Genomic DNA, 17,265 nt, shown 5'->3' on the forward strand with positions numbered 1-17,265 from the left:
GGTGCAACGTGTGCAGCCCCGACGCGCCTCGCTGAACTCCGCGTGCGCTGACGATAGCCTGGTCTGCATGCCGGGCAGCCTTCACGATCGCGTTCTCGACGCGCTGGGCGAGAGCATCGTCTCGGGTGAGCTCGCTCCGGGCACCGTGATGCGCGCAGAGCAGATCGAACACGAGCACGGCGTCTCGCGGTCTGTCGTGCGCGAAGCCGTTCGCGTGCTGCAGTCGCTCGGTCTGCTGACGATCGTCAAACGCGTCGGCATCACCGTGCTGGCCTCCGAGAACTGGCGCGTCTTCGACCCCTTCGTGATTCGCTGGCGGCTCGCGGGTGAGCGCGGAGCCCAGTTGCGATCACTCACGGAGCTGCGCTGCGCCGTCGAGCCGTCCGCGGCAGAGCTGGCCGCGCGGCACGCCCCGGACGCCTTCGCCGAACCTCTCGTGTCGCTCGCCGCACGCATGCGCAGCGTCGGTCGTTCGGGTGATCTCGACGCGTTTCTCGAGCTCGACATCGAATTCCACTCCCGGGTGCTCGCTGCGAGCGGCAATGAGATGTTCGCCGCTCTCGACAGCGTCATCGCCGAGGTGCTGCGAGGTCGCACCGAACTCGGTCTCATGCCGGAGAAGCCGCACGAAGAGGCGCTCGCGCTGCACCTCGACGTCGCTGACGCCGTCCACGGGCGACGTCCGGCCGAGGCGCACGAGGCCATGGATCAGATCATGCGACGCACCGTGGCCGAGGTCGAGGGCGTCTGGCAGGCCGTCGACCGCGTCTTTCGGTGATCAGTCGAAGCGCAGCAGCACCTTTCCGCTCTGCGATGCGTCGCGCGCGACGGCGAACGCCTCGAGAGCATCGGATGCCGCGAACTCGTGCGTTGCGATCGGGTCGACGACGAGCGAGCCGTCTGCAAGAGCGGCGATGACGTCGTCGATCTCAGCATCGAAGCGGAACGAGCCGAGAAGATCGAGTTCGCGCGTGATTGCTGTCGACACGAGCGCTGGCTGAGGCCCGGACGGCAGGAGCCCGACCATGACGACGCGTCCGCCGCGCGCTGCGCCGCGAACGGCCGAGGCGAACCCGTTGTGGTTGCCCGACGTCTCGAAGACGGCATCCGCTTCCACGGCAGCGATCGCGTCAGCATCCCTCGCGTCGATCGTCGACGTGGCACCGACGGCTCGAGCGATCTCGAGAGGCTTGTCGTGAAGGTCGACGGCGACGATCTCGCTCGCACCCGCCCTGTGGGCGACGGCGACGACGAGGGATCCGATGGGACCGGCCCCGATGACGAGCACGCGCTTGCCGCTCAGGTCGCCCGCGCGCGCGACGGCGTGCCATGCGACGCTTGCCGGTTCCGTCAGCGCAGCGTCTCGAAGACTGAGACCGGCGGGCAGTTCGCGCAGCATGCGTGAGGGCAGGACGGCGAACTCGCTGAACGCGCCCTCGGTGTGTGGCACGTGCGCGGCGCTTCCGAGGTAAGTGCTTCCAGGGGCAAGATTCGGCCGCTCAGGCGGGTATCGCCCGGGCGCGGTTCCCGGCGTTCCGGGATGCACCGCGACGCGAGCTCCCTCCCGCGGCCCGCTGCCGTCTGCTGCCGCTCGCGCGACCGTGCCGACGACCTCGTGCCCGAGAACCATGGGAGCGCGCAGCACCGATTCGCCGGCGGCGCCAGCGAGCCAGTAGTGCAGGTCGGAGCCGCAGATGCCGCCGTAGGCGATGCGCACGAGGGTCTCGTTCTGCTGCGCTTTCGGAAGCGGAATCTGCTCGACGCGCAGATCGTCTTTCGCGTGCGCGACGACAGCAAGCGTTGTTTCTGGATTCTCCACTGTCACGTCTCTCCTGAAGGGTGTCACACGACGACGGTCATGCCGCCGTCGATGAAGATGACCTGGCCGTTGACGTAGTCCGAACCGTCTGAGGCGAGCCACACGGCGGGGCCCGCGAGGTCGGCGGGTGTCCCCCACCGCTGTGCGGGCGTGCGACCCAGGATCCAGGAGTTGAAGGCTTCGTCGTCGACGAGGTTCTGCGTCATCTCGGTGTGGATGTACCCGGGTGCGATTCCGTTGATCTGCAGACCGGATGCCGCCCACTCCGCGGTCATGGCGCGTGTCAGGTTGCGCAGCGCACCCTTCGACGCGGTGTACGGCGCGATCGTGGGCCGGGCGAGGTCGGTCTGGACCGAGCACACATTGACGATCTTGCCCGCTCCGCGCGGGATCATCCTCCGCGCCGCTTCGCGGCCGACGAGGAACGCACTCGTGAGGTTGACGTCGAGAACGCGCTTCCAGTCGGCAAGGTCGAGGTCGAGCATCGGCACCCGGTGCTGAATTCCCGCATTGTTGACGAGAATGCGCAGCGGGCCGATGTTCTGCTCGACGCGTTCGATCGCCGAAGCGACGTCGTCCGGGTCGGTGACGTCGAACGCGACGGCATCCACTCTGTCGGCGCCGTAGCGCTCCGCGAACTCGGCCCGGGTGTGCTCGAGCCGATCGCCGTTCATACCGTTCAGCACGATATGTGCTCCCGCCTCGGCGAGGGCAGCGGCGATCTCGCGGCCGATTCCCCGGCTCGATCCGGTGACCAGCGCGACGCGGTCAGAGAGGTCGAAGAGCGAATGCGTCATGTTCTGCCCCTTCTAGAAGGCGCTCGCGACGGCGTAGATCACGAGTGCGAAGACGAACCCGATGACACCGACGAGAGCCTGTCCTGCGGTCCACGTCTTCAGCGTTGTCTTGGTGTCCATGCCGAAGAAGCGGCTGACGAGCCAGAATCCGGAGTCGTTCACATGGCCGGCGAACACCGAGCCCGCGGCGAGGCTGAGCACGATCGACACGACCTGCACGGTGTTGAAGCCTCCGCCATCGAGAACGACGGGCTGCACGAGTGCCGCCGCCGTCGTGAGCGCGACGGTTGCCGATCCCTGTGCGAGGCGTACGACAGCGGCGATGATGAATCCGGCGACGATAACGGGGAGTCCGACGGCGTCGAGCGATGAGGCGATGGCGTCGCCGATGCCACTCGCCTGGAGGACGCCACCGAACATTCCGCCCGCGCCCGTGATGAGGATGATGGAACATACCGGGCCGAGCGCACTGTCGACGACGGTTTCGACGAGGGACCGCTTCTTCTTCTGCTTCCAGCCGAGCAGCCACATGGCGAGCACAACGGTGATGAGCAGCGCGACGGGCGTCTCTCCGACGGCTCGCAGAGCCTGAACCCAGCCGTCTTCGAGGGAGACCCAGCCGGCCGTCGCGGCGAAGTTGAGACCAGTGTTGAGGAAGATTAGAACAAGCGGAAGCACGAGCAGGAACACGATCGTGCCGAGCTTCGGCTGCGAGCGGAAGGCCTCTTCGTCGCTGTCTTTCTTGGCGTCGAGGATGGTCGGCACGGGAATGTCGATGCGCCGGCCGAGGAAGGTGCCGAAAAGATAGCCGGCGAGATACCACGTCGGCACGGCGACAATGAGACCGAACAGCATCACAAGGCCGACGTTCGCGCCGAGAAGGCCACTCGCGGCGACGGGGCCGGGATGCGGCGGAACGAAGATGTGCATGACCGAGAATGCCGTCGCGGCGGGGAACGCGTAGAGCAGGAGCGATCCGCCGAGTCGCCGTGCGATCGTGAAGATGATCGGCAGCATCACGACAAGACCCGCGTCGAAGAAGATGGGGAAGCCCATCATGAGTGAGGCGATCGACAGGGCGAGTGACGCGTGCTTCTCGCCGAATCTGCGAATCAGAGCGTCGGTGAGCACTTGCGCGCCACCCGACAGCTCGAGCATGCGCCCCAGCATGGCGCCGAGACCGACGAGGAGCGCGACGCTCGCGAGCGTTCCCCCGAAGCCGTCGGCGAGGGTCGGCACAAGCTCGTTGGCCGGAACGCCCGAGGCAACTGCCGTGAGAATGCTCACGATGATGAGCGCGAGGAACGCGTGCACGCGGAACTTCATGATCAGAAGCAGCAGGAGCGCGATCGCGAGCACGGCCATGCCGAGCAGCGCGGGGACCGGAAGAGTCCAGTTGAGATCGATGTCTGTCATCAGACTTCCTTGTCGGTGTTTCGGGTCAGTCGGTTGATTGCTGAGATGATGACGTGCACCATCTCGTCGGGTTCGAGCGAGATCGGCACGAGAATCTTGCGTTCATCGCGTTCGAGAGGTTCGAGCGTCGCGAACTGCGAGTCGAGAAGACTCGTCGGCATGTATTCGTGGTGCCGCGCCTTCATCCGTTTTTCGATGAGTGCGCGCGAGCCGGTGAGATGCACGAAGATCAGGTCGGGCGCGTGCTCCCGGAGGATGTCGCGGTAGCTGCGCTTGAGAGCCGAGCACGCGACGATCGTTGCGTGCCCTTCGACGCGACCGGCGTCGATGAGCTGACCGATGCGGTGCAGCCAGGGAAAACGGTCGGCGTCGTTGAGCGCGATCCCCGACCGCATCTTCTCTTTGTTCTCATCGGGATGAAGATCGTCACCGTCGATGAAGGGAACGCCGAGACGCTCTGACATCAATGCCCCGATAGTGGACTTCCCGCTGCTCGAGACGCCCATGACGATCAAAGACGGCAGTTCGCCGTTGGCTTTCATTCCGACTCCCTCAGACGCGACGCTACATCTGATTACATCAGGCCTCGGCGCGTTTAAATCAGATTTATGGAGAACCTAGCGATTCTCGCGGTCCTGTGTCAAACCGATGCGAGTCAGGCTATGCGCCAGCGGGTGCCGGAATCAATCGGTTGACGGTTCAGCGCCCCGTCACCAGTCGTGGACGGTGCCGTCGGCGAGCCGGTTGTAGGGAAGATAGGCCGTCGTGTAGGGGTACTTGCCCGCCTCGTCGACATCGAATTCCACGCCCAGTCCTGGTTTGTCACCCGGATGCAGGTATCCGTCGTCAAAGATCATCGACTGGTCAAAGACGGCGTTCGTCTTATCGCCGTGCTGCATGTACTCCTGAATGCCGTAGTTGTGAATGGCAAGCCCGACGTGCAACTGCGCGGCGAACCCGATGGGCGAAATATCCGTCGGTCCGTGAAAGCCGGACTTCACCTGGTACATCGCGGCGAAGTCCATGACCTTCTTCAGGGGCGAGATCCCGCCGAAGTGCGTTGACGCAGCGCGCACGTAATCGATGAGCTGCTCGGAGATGAGCGTCTGGAAGTCCCAGGCCGTGTTGAACACCTCGCCGATCGCGAGCGGTGTCGTCGTGTGTTGTCGAACGAGACGCAGAGCTTCCTGGTTCTCGGCCGGCGTGCAGTCTTCGAGCCAGAACAGGTCGTAGGGCTCGAGCGACTTGCCGAGTTGCGCAGCTTGCAGCGGTGTCATGCGGTGGTGCCCGTCGTGCAGCAGGGGAAGCTCAGGACCGAACTCGTTGCGCACCGCCTCGAAGACGGTCGGAACGTGCCGCAGGTACGACCGCGTGTCCCAATCCTCCTGCGCGGGCAGGGCGCCGCGCTGCGCCGGCTCGTGATCGTAGCGGACCCCTTCGTTGCCCGGGAGACCCTTATTCGACGCGATGCCGTAGATCGACTCGAGGCCGGGCACGCCCGTCTGCACGCGAATCGAACGGTAACCGAGAGCTTGGTGCTCTCGGATCGAGTCGAACAGCTCGGGAAGCTCCTTGCCTGAGGCATGCCCGTACGCCATCATGCCGTTTCGGCTTGCGCCGCCGAGCAGCTGATAGACCGGCATTCCGGCGGCCTTGCCCTTGATGTCCCACAACGCCATGTCGACGGCGGCGATCGCCGCCATCGTGACCGGTCCGCGGCGCCAGTAGCCGCTGCGGTACAGGAACTGCCACGTGTCTTCGATGCGCGTCGCATCGCGGTCGGCGAGCAGCGGAACGATGTGCTCGCCGAGATACGTCGCCACGGCACGCTCTCGGCCGTTCAGAGTGGCGTCGCCCAGCCCCGTCAGCCCGTCATCCGTCGTCAGCTTGAGGGTGACGAAGTTGCGGTCGGGGCTGGTGACGATAACCTCTGCCTTGTCGATCTTCACGGTGCTGCTCCTTTGCTCGTTCCGCTTGAAAGGTACACCTCAATCGTCATGCGGCGTCGCTCACGCAACCCGTTTGCTAGCGTTGACCGAAGGATTCTCCAGCGTCGACAGCATCCAACGACCTGCCACACCCGCGTGCGCTCACGACTTTCCCTTTCGCCCATAGACAAACGAGGAGATCTCATGGCGGATACCGCACAGGCCAACATCGGCGTCATCGGAATGGCGGTGATGGGCTCGAACCTGGCCCGCAACTTGGCCAGCCGCGAGGGCAACACGGTCGCGATCTACAACCGCTCCCCCGAGAAGACGCGCGCCGTCGTCGAGGAGTTCCCGGACGCCGGGTTCATCGCGTCCGAGTCGATCGAAGACTTCGTCGCCTCACTGTCGACGCCGCGCACGGCCATCATCATGGTCAAGGCGGGCAAGGGCACGGATGCTGTCATCGACCAGCTCGTCGAGCACTTTGAGCCGGGCGACATCATCGTCGATGGCGGCAATGCACTGTTCACCGACACCATTCGTCGTGAGAAGGCCGTGCGCGAGACGGGGATCAACTTCGTCGGTGCCGGCATCTCCGGTGGCGAAGAGGGCGCGTTGCGTGGGCCGAGCATCATGCCTGGCGGCTCCGCTGAGGCATGGGAAACGCTCGGGCCGATCCTCAAGTCGATTGCCGCCGTCGCCGAGGGCGAGCCCTGCGTGACGCACGTCGGCACCGATGGCGCCGGGCACTTCGTGAAGATGGTGCACAACGGCATCGAGTACGCCGACATGCAGCTCATCGCCGAGGCGTACGACCTCATTCGCCGCGGAACGGGGAAGACGCCGGCCGAGATCGCCGATATCTTCGCCGAGTGGAACACGGGCGAGCTCGAGTCGTACCTCATCGAGATCACCGCCGAGGTGCTGCGCCAGGTGGACGCCGAGACGGGCAAGCCGCTCATCGACGTCATCCTCGACCAGGCGGGCGCCAAAGGAACCGGTGCATGGACCGTCCAGACGGCGCTCGACCTCGGCATCCCCGTCTCGGGCATTGCCGAGGCGGTGTTCGCACGCTCGCTGTCGTCGAAGCCGGCGCAGCGCGACGCAGCATCCGACCTGCCCGGCCCTTCGGCCTCGTGGGAGGTCAAAGACGTGGATGCCTTCATCGAAGACGTGCGTCAGGCGCTCTACGCGTCGAAGATCATCGCCTATTCGCAGGGCTTTGACGAGATCGTCGCCGGTGCCGAGCAGTACGGCTGGGACATCAAGAAGGGCGACATCGCCAAGATCTGGCGTGGCGGCTGCATCATTCGTGCGCGATTCCTCAACCGCATCACAGAGGCGTACGAAGAGAACCCGGACCTCGTCGCTCTCGTGACGGCACCGTTCTTCACCACCATCGTGTCGGATGCTCAGGACTCGTGGCGTCGGATCGTTGCGGGAGCCGCCCAGTCAGGGATTCCCGCGCCAGCTTTCTCATCGTCGCTGTCGTACTACGACGGGCTGCGGGCCGACCGTCTGCCCGCTGCTCTCGTGCAGGGTCAGCGCGACTTCTTCGGAGCGCACACGTACAAGCGCGTCGACAAGGACGGCACGTTCCATACGCTGTGGTCGGGCGACCGCAGTGAGGTCAGCGCGGAAGACACGCACTGACGCTGACGCTTCACGATGGGGGCCCCGCGGATGATCATCCGCGGGGCCCCGTGCTGTCGGCCGTCGGTGTCAGCCGCGGCCGCCATTGCGCTTGAACTCACGCCGCGACACCGTCGGCAGAGGTCGGCTGCTGACGTCCTCGTTGCTGTCGTCGATGGCATCGCTCGCGAGATCGAGATCGCGTGCGCGCGTCTCGGGCGTCACGATCGTCGCCCACAGCGTCAGCGCCGACAACAGAACGACATAGCCCGCGAGCGGAACCCATGAATCACTGAACGCGGCAAGCAGGCCGGCACCGATAAGCGGAGCGATTCCCCCGGCGATCACAGCGCTGAACTCACGTGTGATCGCGACACCGATGTAGCGGTGCCGGTTTCCGAAGAGCTCCGGCAACGCGGCGCACTGGGCACCGAGCATGACGTTGACGCCCAGGCCGTACGTGATCGCGAGAACCGGGATGATGAGCCACACGGATCCCGTCGACATGAGCCACCAGGCGGGGAAGGCCAGCACAAGCTGAATCACCGACCCGATGCGGTACACCCGCATACGACCGAAGCGGTCACTCAACGCGCCGGCGACGGGAATGACGAAGATTCCGATGATCGCGCCGATCGCGATGGCGAGCGGCCCTTGCCATTCGTCGACAGCGACAACCTGGGTGATGTAGCTCACCGCGAGGGTCTGATAGATCGCCGAGCCGCCGTTCTCGGCCATGCGCAGACCGATTCCTCTCAGGAGCGTGCGCCACGAGTGCGCGAACGCCTCCCTCAGCGGATTGTGCGCGATCTGCTCGCTCTTCTCGAGGTTGATGAACGCCGGGCTCTCGCGCAGCCGCAGACGAATGAAGATGGCGACGGCAATGAGCAGAATCGATGCGAGGAACGGCACACGCCACAGCCAGTCATGCACGATCTGCGTGTCGACAAGCCCCAGCAAGAAGAACACGACAGACGCGATGATCGTGCCGATCATGATCCCGACGAACGGCAGCGCCGAGAAGTAACCGCGCCGGCGCACGGGAGCGTACTCGGCCATGAGGACCGTGGCTCCCGCCTGCTCGGCTCCCGCCCCGAGTCCCTGCAGCACGCGGAGCACGACGAGCAGAATGGGGGCCCAGATGCCGATCTGGTCACCGGTCGGCAGCACACCGATGAGGGTCGTCGAGACGCCCATCAGGCCGATCGTCGCGATCAGAACGCCTTTTCGCCCAAGCTTGTCGCCGAGGGTGCCGAACAGAAGCCCGCCGAAAGGACGCGCTAAGAAGCCGACCGCGAATGTGGCAAAGCCTGCGGCCAGCCCCGCGTTGGTTCCGAGCGCGGGAAAGAACAGCTCGCCGAAGATCAGCGCAGAGGCGAGACCGTAGAGCGCGAAATCGTAATACTCGAGGGCACTTCCGACGCTGGACGCGAGCGTCGCGCGCCGCAGGTTCGCGGCGTACTCTGGGTCAGCGGACCCGCGAGGGCTAGAGGGTGTCGATGCACCGGTACTCATGGAAAACCTCCAGAGGACCGCCAGCGACGAGTGTCGTCGCCGTTGACGGAAGATCGTGGTCCGGGGCGATTGCCCCACGCACGACGATAACACTATGCTGAACCGGGTTCAACATGATGAACGAATTATTGAGCGAGCGCTTCCGGGGCAAGATTCATGGGATTCGACATGCGACGGCCCACCTCGATCAGCGCGTCGAGAGCCGTCTGCATCGCCGGGTCCGTGAATTCGGACTCGAGCATCGATGCACCGAGGGCGAGCGGAACCTCACCGCTCGATTGAGGCGGAACGACGATGGCGAAACCCGCGAGTCCTGGGTACACCTCACCCCGGTCGAGACTGTGACCTCGTTGACGTGTATCTGCGAGTTTCTGCTTGAGCCCAGCAAGGCTCGTCGTCGAATCCGGTGTGAAGGCGGGACGCGTCGCGTCGTCGGCGAAGCGCCGATCGATCTCATCGTCGGCAAGTTCTGCGAGAAGCGCGTTTCCGACAGCGGTGATGGATGCTGGATAGCGCGACCCGATTCCCGCGGACAGGCGGAACGGCGCACGACCGACGTGCGTTGCCAAGTACAGCACGTTCGTGCCTTCGAGCACGGCAAGCTGGCAACGCTCGTGGCGCAGAACCTCCGATTCCGCGCACGCGCGGTAGAACTCGAGCACTGGATCGAACGAGTGCAGATACGCGCCGCCGAGCTCGATGACGCGTCTTCCCAGAACGTAGCCGGCATCCGTGCGCCGGAGCAGGCCGCCGTCTTCGAGTGCGGCGCACACGTTGAGCGTCGATGATTTCGCCGCGCCCAGAGCCTTGGAGATCGACGTCAGCGACTGCGGCTCGCCCTGCGACTCAGCAAGAAGGTCGAGCACGCGCACCGCCCGAGCGACGGCCGGTGCCCGATCCGCTGACGATTCCGATGCCATTGGCGCCTCCGATCAGTAGAAGTCCACGGTATCCACGAGATTACGCAGCGGCCGGCCATCGAGGAGCCGTGTCGCATTGTCGGCGAACAGTTCGGCGATACGCCGCTCTTCAGCAGCGTTCAGCGCAGCCGTGTGAGGGCTGAGCAGCACATTCGGATGGTCCCAGAGCGGGCTGTCCGTGGACAGCGGCTCGGACGCCACCACGTCGAGCGCGGCGAAGCCCACCGTCCCATCATCGAGCGCGCGAACGAGAGCGTCTTCATCGATCACGGTTCCACGCCCCACGTTGACGACGGTGAGACCGCGCTGTGCCGCTGCGAAGAAACGCTCGCCGACGAGCTTCTCCGTCGCCGACGTGCCCGGAAGCGCCACGACGGCAGCGTCGACTCGGTGGGCGACGTCGGCAATGCTGTCGGGGTGCACGAACTCGTCGACGCCCTCGACCTCGCGCTCGTGCCGTGCCGTGCCGATGACGGTCGCACCGAATGCCGACAGCAGTCGAGCGATCTCAGTCCCGATTCCGCCGAGACCGAGCACCAGAACCGTCTGCTCAGAGAGCTGCGCCATCTCCCACCGGCCGCTCCAGACATGTGCGCTCTGCTGTCGCTGCAGTCGGGGAAGCGACTTGGCTCCGGCGAGCAGCCCGAAGAGCGCGAACTCGGCGAGCGGACCTCCATGCACTCCGGCCGACGTCGTAAACGACACCCGTTCAAGCTGCTGCGGCTCGAGGCCGGCCGCTTTCACCTGTCCCCCGCCGCCCGCGGCCATCACCTGAACCCAGCGCAGCCGCGAGTTCGCGTCGACCGCGCGCTTGAGAGCCTTCGGGTCAACATCGGGGATGCCGTAGAGAGCATCAGCGCCGTCGATGATCTCCTCGAAACGCCTTTGCTCGTCGCCGGTGCGTGAGAAGTCGGGATCGCCCGCGAAATCAGCGGGATGGCGCATGGGAGGCAGAAGCTCCGGGTCGCGCACCATTTGCACTCGGGGCTCGCGTTCCTGAATCATGGCGCAGAGTTCGTCGCTCAGCGGCGTCGCTACAGCGACGCGCAGTCGGTCTTCTGCCACAGGTGCCTCCTCCACTGTCGTCGTTCTCCCGAGTGTAACGGAGATTCATTACCCTGAACGCCGTTCTCTCTGCTGATTCGTCGCCAGCAAGGGCATCCAGAAACGACAAACGACCGTGGTCGGCAGATCACGGTCGTCCGTCAGGATGCTGCCGGGCTACGCCGCGCCGTCGAAGAGGCTCGTCACGGAACCGTCCTCGAACACCTCGCGTATCGCGCGTGCCAGCAGAGGTGCGATCGTCAGCACCTCGAGCTTCTCGAACTGCTGCTCGGGCGTGAGGGGAAGCGTGTCAGTCACGACGACCTTGTCGATCGACGACGACTGCAGAATCTCGGGGGCCGGGTCACTGAACACCGCGTGCGTTGACGCGACGACGACACCGGTCGCGCCGTTCTCTTTGAGGGCCTCCGCAGCCTTGACGATCGTGCGGCCCGTGTCGATCAGGTCGTCGACGAGAAGACACACTCGCCCCTTCACGTCACCCACGATCTCGTGCACGGAGACCTGGTTCGGAACGAGCGGGTCGCGCCGCTTGTGGATGATCGCGAGCGGTGCGCCGAGCTTGTCGCTCCAGTTGTCTGCGACACGCACGCGGCCCATGTCCGGAGAGACAACGGTGAGCGTCTGCGGGTCGAGTCGCTTCTGAAAGTACTCGAGCAGCACGGGCATCGCGAAGAGGTGGTCGACCGGGCCGTCGAAGAATCCCTGAATCTGAGCCGCGTGCAGGTCGACGGACATGATGCGATCGGCACCGGCTGTCTTGAACAGGTCGGCGACGAGGCGTGCCGAGATGGGCTCGCGGCCGCGGCCCTTCTTGTCTTGGCGCGCGTAGGGGTAGAAGGGCGCGACCACGGTGATGCGCTTTGCCGATGCGCGCTTCAGCGCGTCGACCATGATGAGCTGCTCCATGAGCCACTCGTTGATGGGCGTGGGGTGCGACTGGATGACGAACGCGTCGCAACCGCGAACGCTCTCATCGAAGCGCGCATAGATCTCACCGTTCGCGAACGTGCGGGCGTCGGTCGGGACCAGTTCGGAGCCGAGCTCTGCGGCGATCTTCTCGGCGAGTTCCGGATGCGCTCTTCCCGAGACGAGAACGAGCCGCTTCTGTCCCGAAACTTTGATTCCTGACACAACCCCTGCTTTCTGTCGCTTGTCGACGTGCGGATTATTCTTCGGGCTCCGCAGCGGCCGCAGCATCTGCGGCTGCCGTCCCGGGACGATTGGCCTGAGTCCAGCCGTCCATATTCCTTTGGGGTGCCACGGTAATGGCGAGAGCCCCGGCCGGAACATCCTTGCGCACCACGGTTCCAGCGCCGGTATAGGCACCGTCTCCGATGGTAATCGGCGCGACGAACACGTTGTGAGATCCGGTGCGCACGTGCGAGCCGATCGTCGAGGAGTGCTTGTTCACGCCGTCGTAGTTGGCGAAGATCGTGCCGGCCCCGATGTTGGCGCCTTCGCCGACGCTCGCGTCGCCCACGTACGACAGGTGCGGAACCTTGCTGTCTCTGCCGATGTGCGAGTTCTTCGTCTCGACGAACGTTCCGATCTTGCCGTTGGCGTCGAGCACGGTGTTGGGCCGCAGGTACGAGAACGGTCCGACGGACGCGCCGGGCCCGATGACAGCGAGTGTCGCGTCGGTTCGCTTCACGACAGCATCCTCACCGATCTCGCAATCGACGAGAGTCGTGTCTGGTCCGATCTCGGCACCCGCGGCGACGACTGTCGATCCGAGCACCTGCGTGCCCGGCTTGATCACGACGTCGGGCGCGAGCTGCGCCTTGATGTCGATCCACGTCGACGAGGGATCCTGCACCGTGACGCCATCGCGCTGCCATCCCCGAATGATCAGGTTGTTCAGACGAGCTGCCGCGACGCTGAGCTGGATGCGGTCGTTCACGCCCTCGACGATCCACGGCTCAGAGACGGGAACGGCAGAGATGGCGTCCCCCGACCGCCGCAGATGGCCGACGACGTCGGTGATGTACTTCTCGCCCTGCGCGTTTTCGGTCGTGAGCTTCGGCATCTCGCGCCGGAGCGGCCCCGCGCGGAACACGTAGACGCCGGCGTTGATCTCGGTCACAGACAGCTCTGCGGCCGTCGCGTCTTTCTGCTCGACAATGCGGTCGAGCGAGCCGTCTTTCGCGCGGATGATGCGCCCGTAGCCGGTGGCGTCGTCGATCAGCGCCGACAGCAGCGTCGCCGAGGCGAGCGCCCTGCGGTGCTTTGCGATCAGTTGCGTGAGCGTCGCGGAGTCGAGAAGCGGAACATCGCCGTTCACGACGAGCACGTCACCATCGAAGTCATCGGGAAGAACGGCGACAGCCTGCTCGACAGCGCGGCCGGTGCCTGGAATCTCGTCTTGATCGACGACGAGGCTCGACGGGAGCTCGTTCTGCACGACCTCGACGATGCGGTCACGCTCGTGCCGCACGACGGTGACGACGTGCTCTGCCTCAAGGGCGCGTGCGGTGGCGAGCACGTGGCCGAGCATCGGTGCTCCGGCGATGGGGTGAAGCAGCTTCGGCAATCGGGATTTCATCCGCGTGCCCTGGCCAGCGGCGAGAATGACGATGGCCAGCTTGTTATCGCTCATGCTCCGCCTCCAGGACTCGAACCTAGACTTCACAGCTCCAAAGGCTGTCGTGCTGCCATTACACCAAGGCGGACCACACATTCGAGAATGCGCACGTCCCAGTTTGCCAGATGTCACGGCATGGTCGCGTCAGAGAAGTCACGGGATAATGGACGGATGGCAGAATCACACGACGAGGTCGACCGCATCGTCACGGCATGGCAGCGCGAGCGTCCGGACCTCACCTTCTCGCCACTTCAGGTGCTCTCGCGCGTCGGGCGCCTGTCGCGCCATCTCGATCGGGCCAGGCGCGACGCGTTCTCGCGCTCCAAACTCGAGTCCTGGGAATTCGATGTGCTTTCTGCCCTGCGACGAGCCGGTGATCCGTTCATGCTGAGCCCGAAGCAGCTGCTCACGCAGACCCTCGTCTCGAGCGGCACCATGACGAATCGCATCGACCGACTCGTGTCGCGCGGCCTCGTCGAGCGCCGCACCGATCCCAATGACGGACGCGGGATTCTCGTGGTCATGACGTCGACGGGCCTGGCCCAGGTGGATGCCGCTATCACGCGGCTCGTCGATGCCGAAGCTGAGCTGCTGAGCTCGCTCAGCGACGATGACCAGCACGACCTCGCCGCTTTGCTGCGACGGCTGCTTCTCGGCTTCGACGAGGTGTGATCAGCGTCGCAGCACCTTGCGCGCGAGCGTGTTGCCCAGAAACTGGACGATCTGCACGACGATCACGATGACGATGACGGCCGCCCACGTGACGATCGGCTCGAACTGACGGAAGCCCCACTGGATCGCGAACGATCCGAGCCCGCCGCCGCCCAGATATCCGGCGAGCGCAGACATCTCGACGATCGCCACGAAGACGAATGTGTACCCGAGAATGAGCGGACCGAGAGCCTCGGGCAGCACGACCGACCAGATCGTGCGCAGGCGGCTGGCGCCTGAGGCTCGGGATGCTTCGAGCACACCGTGCGGAACCGTGACCAGGTTCTGCTCCACGATGCGGCTCACGCCGAAGGTCGCAGCGATCGAGATCGCCATGATCATGGCGTCGTTGCCGATTCCGGTTCCGAGGAGGGCGCGCACGAGCGGCTGAATCGCGGGGATGAAGATGATGAACGGTATCGGGCGGAAGAAGTTCACGATGACATTCAGCACAGTGAACACTGCTTTGTTCGCGTAGATCCCGCCCTGGCGCGTCACATACAGTGCGAGTCCGAGAATGAGCCCGCCGATGCCGCCGAAGACCATACTGACGGCGACGAGGTAGAGCGTGACGCCGGTCTCTTCGAAGAGCTTGGGCAGAAGTTCGATGACCTGGTCCATCAGTCTGCCTCCACCACGTCGATTGTCGATCCGATTGTCGCGAGCGCGGCATCGATGTCAGCGTCGCTCCCCCGCAGCGCGAGCGTGAGGTGGCCGAACGCCCTGCCGCGGATGTCGTTGATCCCGCCGTACACGAGCTCGAAGCCCACGTTCGACGAGGCGAGTTCGACGAAGACGTCGGCCTGTGAACGGTCGCCGTCTCGGAACGAGAACGTCACGATGCGTCCGTCGTGCCGTGCGCGCAGCGCGGCGACCTCGGCAGCATCCGGAATTCCTTTCACGACGGTCGAGACGAAACGGCGCGAAGCGGGATGCTGTGGGTCAGAGAAAACATCGAACACGTCGCCCTGCTCGATGATGCGCCCGTTCTCCATGACCGCGACTCGTGTGGCGATCGACTGGATGACGTCCATCTCGTGCGTGATCACGACGATCGTGATGCCGAGCTCTTGATTCACGCGGTCGAGAAGGCCGAGCACTTCGTGCGTCGTCTCGGGGTCGAGCGCGCTCGTCGCCTCGTCGGCGAGAAGGATGCGCGGGTTCGACGCGAGCGCGCGGGCGATGCCGACCCGCTGCTTCTGGCCCCCCGAGAGCTGATCCGGGTAGCTTCGACCCTTGTCCGACAGCCCCACGAAGTCGAGAAGCTCGGCCACGCGGCGCTTGCGCTCTGCGCGCGGGACGCCCGCGACGACGAGCGGGTAGGCGATGTTCTTGGCGACGGTCTTCGACGAGAACAGGTTGAACTGCTGAAAGATCATGCCGATCTCGAGCCGCATCTCCCGCAGTTGACGTTCTCCGAGCCGCGTGATGTCCGTGCCATCGACGACGACGGTTCCGCTCGTCACGGGCTCAAGCGCGTTGATCAGCCGCACGAGCGTGGACTTGCCCGCACCCGAGTAGCCGATGATGCCGAAGACCTCACCCTGTTCGATGTCGAGACTGACGTTGTCGATCGCGTTGACGCTGACGCCGGAGCGGTCTGACGCGGGGTAGGACTTCGTCACGTCCGTGAGGCTGACGATCGGCACGATTACCGTCCTTGTCTGGTCACAGCGATCCGGCGGACGCTTCGAGTCCGCCGGATCGCCTGGGTGTGAGTTGAGCGGAGCGTCAGCCCTTGGCCTTGATGTCGGCGACGACCTCGTCGAGCGAAGCCTGAAGCTCCTTCGCCGGGGTGTCGACAAACTGCGCGGTTCCGCCGGCTGTCTCCTGCACGCCATCCAGGACGTCCTGGCTGTTGTGGTAGATCTCGACGAGCTTGTTGTACACCTCGTTGTCGGCGTCTTCTGCCTTCGTCACGAAGATGTTGATGTACGGAACCGCGTTGGGGTCTGCCGGGTCGTCTTGAGCGATGGCGTCTGAGGCTTTCAGCCCGGCATCCTCGACGAAGTCGTTGTTGATGATCGCGGCGGCGAGGTCAGGAAGCGAGGTCGGCGTCAGGCTCGCTTCGAGGGCCGTCACTTTCACGCGGGATGCTGACTCGTCCACGTCTGCGACGGTGGAGAACACGCTTCCGCCGTCCTTGAGCTCGATCAGGCCGGCTGACTGCAGAACGAGAAGACCGCGCGCCTGGTTCGACTCATCGTTGGGCACAGCAACCTCTGCGCCGTCGGGAATGTCGTCGACCGAGTCGTACTGGGTCGAGTAGAGCCCGAGCGGGTAGATCGCCGTCGCGCCGATCGGCGTCAAGTCGTCACCGGAGGCCTCGTTGTACTGCGCGAGGTAGATGACGTGCTGAAACTGGTTGATGTCGATGTCCCCCTCAGACAGAGCGGGGTTCGGCTGCGTGTACTCGCCGAAGTCGACGATCTCGACGGTGATTCCCTCATCGGCCGCGGCCTCGGTGTATGTCTGCCAGTACGGATCGCTCGCACCGACGACACCGATCTTTACAGGGTTCTCTGCCGTTCCCTTTTCCGCCGACTCGTCTGCCGCGCTGCCAGAGCATGCGGCGAGTGTTGCGACCAACGGCAGGGCGGCGAGCGCGGCCCAGAGCTTCTTTTTCGACACGGGAATTCCTTTAACTTGAGGGAGGATGCACCAACAGTAAGCGGGCGCGCAGCACCGCGAGAAGTCGCGTCGTAACAGTGTGAAATCTCAGCGTCAGAGAACGGGTCCGCGAAATTCACGTGTCGGTTTGGTCACAGACCTCGTTTTACCAGCTTGCCTGCACTAGGTTGAGACTCGCAGTAGTTGTGTACGCAGTGATTTTTTGCGCACCGGTTGTCGAAGGGTGACCACCAGTGCACTTGAG

General features: G+C 64.7%; 16 protein-coding genes and 1 tRNA gene. 3 read left to right on the plus strand and 14 right to left on the minus strand.

The annotated features are described in order from the left end of the window. Positions 1–67: 67 nt before the first annotated feature. Positions 68–778 carry a FadR/GntR family transcriptional regulator gene (locus ATJ78_RS13795; RefSeq protein WP_098408768.1) on the plus strand — a complete coding sequence of 237 codons (711 nt, stop codon included), beginning with the start codon at positions 68–70 and terminating at the stop codon, positions 776–778. Here the strand turns inward: ATJ78_RS13795 and ATJ78_RS13800 are convergent, their stop codons facing one another. From ATJ78_RS13800 to manD, 5 genes are all read right to left on the minus strand, one after another. After that, positions 779–1,825, minus strand: coding sequence for an L-idonate 5-dehydrogenase (locus tag ATJ78_RS13800; RefSeq protein ID WP_098408769.1), 1,047 nt, complete (start codon positions 1,823–1,825; stop codon positions 779–781). 17 nt (positions 1,826–1,842) lie between these two features. Next, positions 1,843–2,616: a glucose 1-dehydrogenase gene (locus ATJ78_RS13805; RefSeq protein ID WP_098408770.1), complete on the minus strand. Its 774-nt coding sequence runs from the start codon at positions 2,614–2,616 to the stop codon at positions 1,843–1,845. Between the two features lie 12 nt (positions 2,617–2,628). Next, on the minus strand, positions 2,629–4,032 hold the full coding sequence (locus tag ATJ78_RS13810) for a GntP family permease (RefSeq protein WP_098408771.1): 1,404 nt from the start codon (positions 4,030–4,032) through the stop codon (positions 2,629–2,631). Continuing rightward, a complete protein-coding gene (locus tag ATJ78_RS13815) occupies positions 4,032–4,574 on the minus strand; it encodes a gluconokinase (protein ID WP_245836332.1) in 543 nt (180 codons plus the stop codon). Before ATJ78_RS13815 ends, ATJ78_RS13810 begins: the two co-directional genes overlap by 1 nt. Positions 4,575–4,742: 168 nt before the next feature. After that, complete coding sequence (gene manD, locus ATJ78_RS13820) at positions 4,743–5,981, minus strand: D-mannonate dehydratase ManD (RefSeq protein ID WP_098408772.1); 1,239 nt, start codon at positions 5,979–5,981, stop codon at positions 4,743–4,745. A 183-nt stretch (positions 5,982–6,164) separates the two neighbouring features. Between manD and gnd the strand changes: the two genes are divergently transcribed. Beyond that, entirely contained in the window at positions 6,165–7,616 is a 1,452-nt protein-coding gene (gene gnd, locus ATJ78_RS13825) for an NADP-dependent phosphogluconate dehydrogenase (protein ID WP_098408773.1), read from the plus strand. 69 nt (positions 7,617–7,685) lie between these two features. Here the strand turns inward: gnd and ATJ78_RS13830 are convergent, their stop codons facing one another. The 6 genes from ATJ78_RS13830 to ATJ78_RS13855 all read right to left on the minus strand — a co-directional run bounded on the left by ATJ78_RS13830 (position 7,686) and on the right by ATJ78_RS13855 (position 13,767). Then, positions 7,686–9,110 (minus strand): MFS transporter, encoded by a 1,425-nt coding sequence (locus ATJ78_RS13830; protein ID WP_098408774.1) that lies wholly within the window; start codon positions 9,108–9,110, stop codon positions 7,686–7,688. A gap of 125 nt (positions 9,111–9,235) precedes the next feature. Further along, on the minus strand, positions 9,236–10,030 hold the full coding sequence (locus ATJ78_RS13835; RefSeq protein ID WP_098408775.1) for an IclR family transcriptional regulator: 795 nt from the start codon (positions 10,028–10,030) through the stop codon (positions 9,236–9,238). A gap of 12 nt (positions 10,031–10,042) precedes the next feature. After that, the gene (locus ATJ78_RS13840) at positions 10,043–11,095 is read right to left on the minus strand and encodes a D-2-hydroxyacid dehydrogenase (RefSeq protein WP_245836333.1); all 1,053 of its coding nucleotides are present in this window, start codon (positions 11,093–11,095) and stop codon (positions 10,043–10,045) included. Positions 11,096–11,251: 156 nt separating this feature from the next. Beyond that, on the minus strand, positions 11,252–12,229 hold the full coding sequence (locus tag ATJ78_RS13845) for a ribose-phosphate diphosphokinase (protein ID WP_098409402.1): 978 nt from the start codon (positions 12,227–12,229) through the stop codon (positions 11,252–11,254). 34 nt (positions 12,230–12,263) lie between these two features. Further along, positions 12,264–13,694 carry a bifunctional UDP-N-acetylglucosamine diphosphorylase/glucosamine-1-phosphate N-acetyltransferase GlmU gene (gene glmU / locus ATJ78_RS13850; protein ID WP_098408776.1) on the minus strand — a complete coding sequence of 477 codons (1,431 nt, stop codon included), beginning with the start codon at positions 13,692–13,694 and terminating at the stop codon, positions 12,264–12,266. Position 13,695: 1 nt separating this feature from the next. Beyond that, positions 13,696–13,767: transfer RNA gene (locus ATJ78_RS13855), tRNA-Gln, on the minus strand. Between the two features lie 83 nt (positions 13,768–13,850). Between ATJ78_RS13855 and ATJ78_RS13860 the strand changes: the two genes are divergently transcribed. Beyond that, positions 13,851–14,351, plus strand: a complete 501-nt coding sequence (locus ATJ78_RS13860) for a MarR family winged helix-turn-helix transcriptional regulator (protein ID WP_098408777.1) — start codon at positions 13,851–13,853, stop codon at positions 14,349–14,351. Here the strand turns inward: ATJ78_RS13860 and ATJ78_RS13865 are convergent, their stop codons facing one another. The 3 genes from ATJ78_RS13865 to ATJ78_RS13875 form a co-directional block, all read right to left on the minus strand. Next, positions 14,352–15,011 carry an ABC transporter permease subunit gene (locus ATJ78_RS13865; RefSeq protein WP_098408778.1) on the minus strand — a complete coding sequence of 220 codons (660 nt, stop codon included), beginning with the start codon at positions 15,009–15,011 and terminating at the stop codon, positions 14,352–14,354. Continuing rightward, the gene (locus tag ATJ78_RS13870; protein WP_434061501.1) at positions 15,011–16,039 is read right to left on the minus strand and encodes a methionine ABC transporter ATP-binding protein; all 1,029 of its coding nucleotides are present in this window, start codon (positions 16,037–16,039) and stop codon (positions 15,011–15,013) included. Before ATJ78_RS13870 ends, ATJ78_RS13865 begins: the two co-directional genes overlap by 1 nt. 82 nt (positions 16,040–16,121) lie before the next feature. Continuing rightward, the gene (locus ATJ78_RS13875; protein WP_098408780.1) at positions 16,122–17,021 is read right to left on the minus strand and encodes a MetQ/NlpA family ABC transporter substrate-binding protein; all 900 of its coding nucleotides are present in this window, start codon (positions 17,019–17,021) and stop codon (positions 16,122–16,124) included. Positions 17,022–17,265 lie beyond the last annotated feature (244 nt).

Origin of the sequence: Paramicrobacterium agarici (assembly GCF_002563955.1) — a bacterium.
Taxonomy (GTDB): Bacteria; Actinomycetota; Actinomycetes; order Actinomycetales; family Microbacteriaceae; genus Paramicrobacterium; species Paramicrobacterium agarici.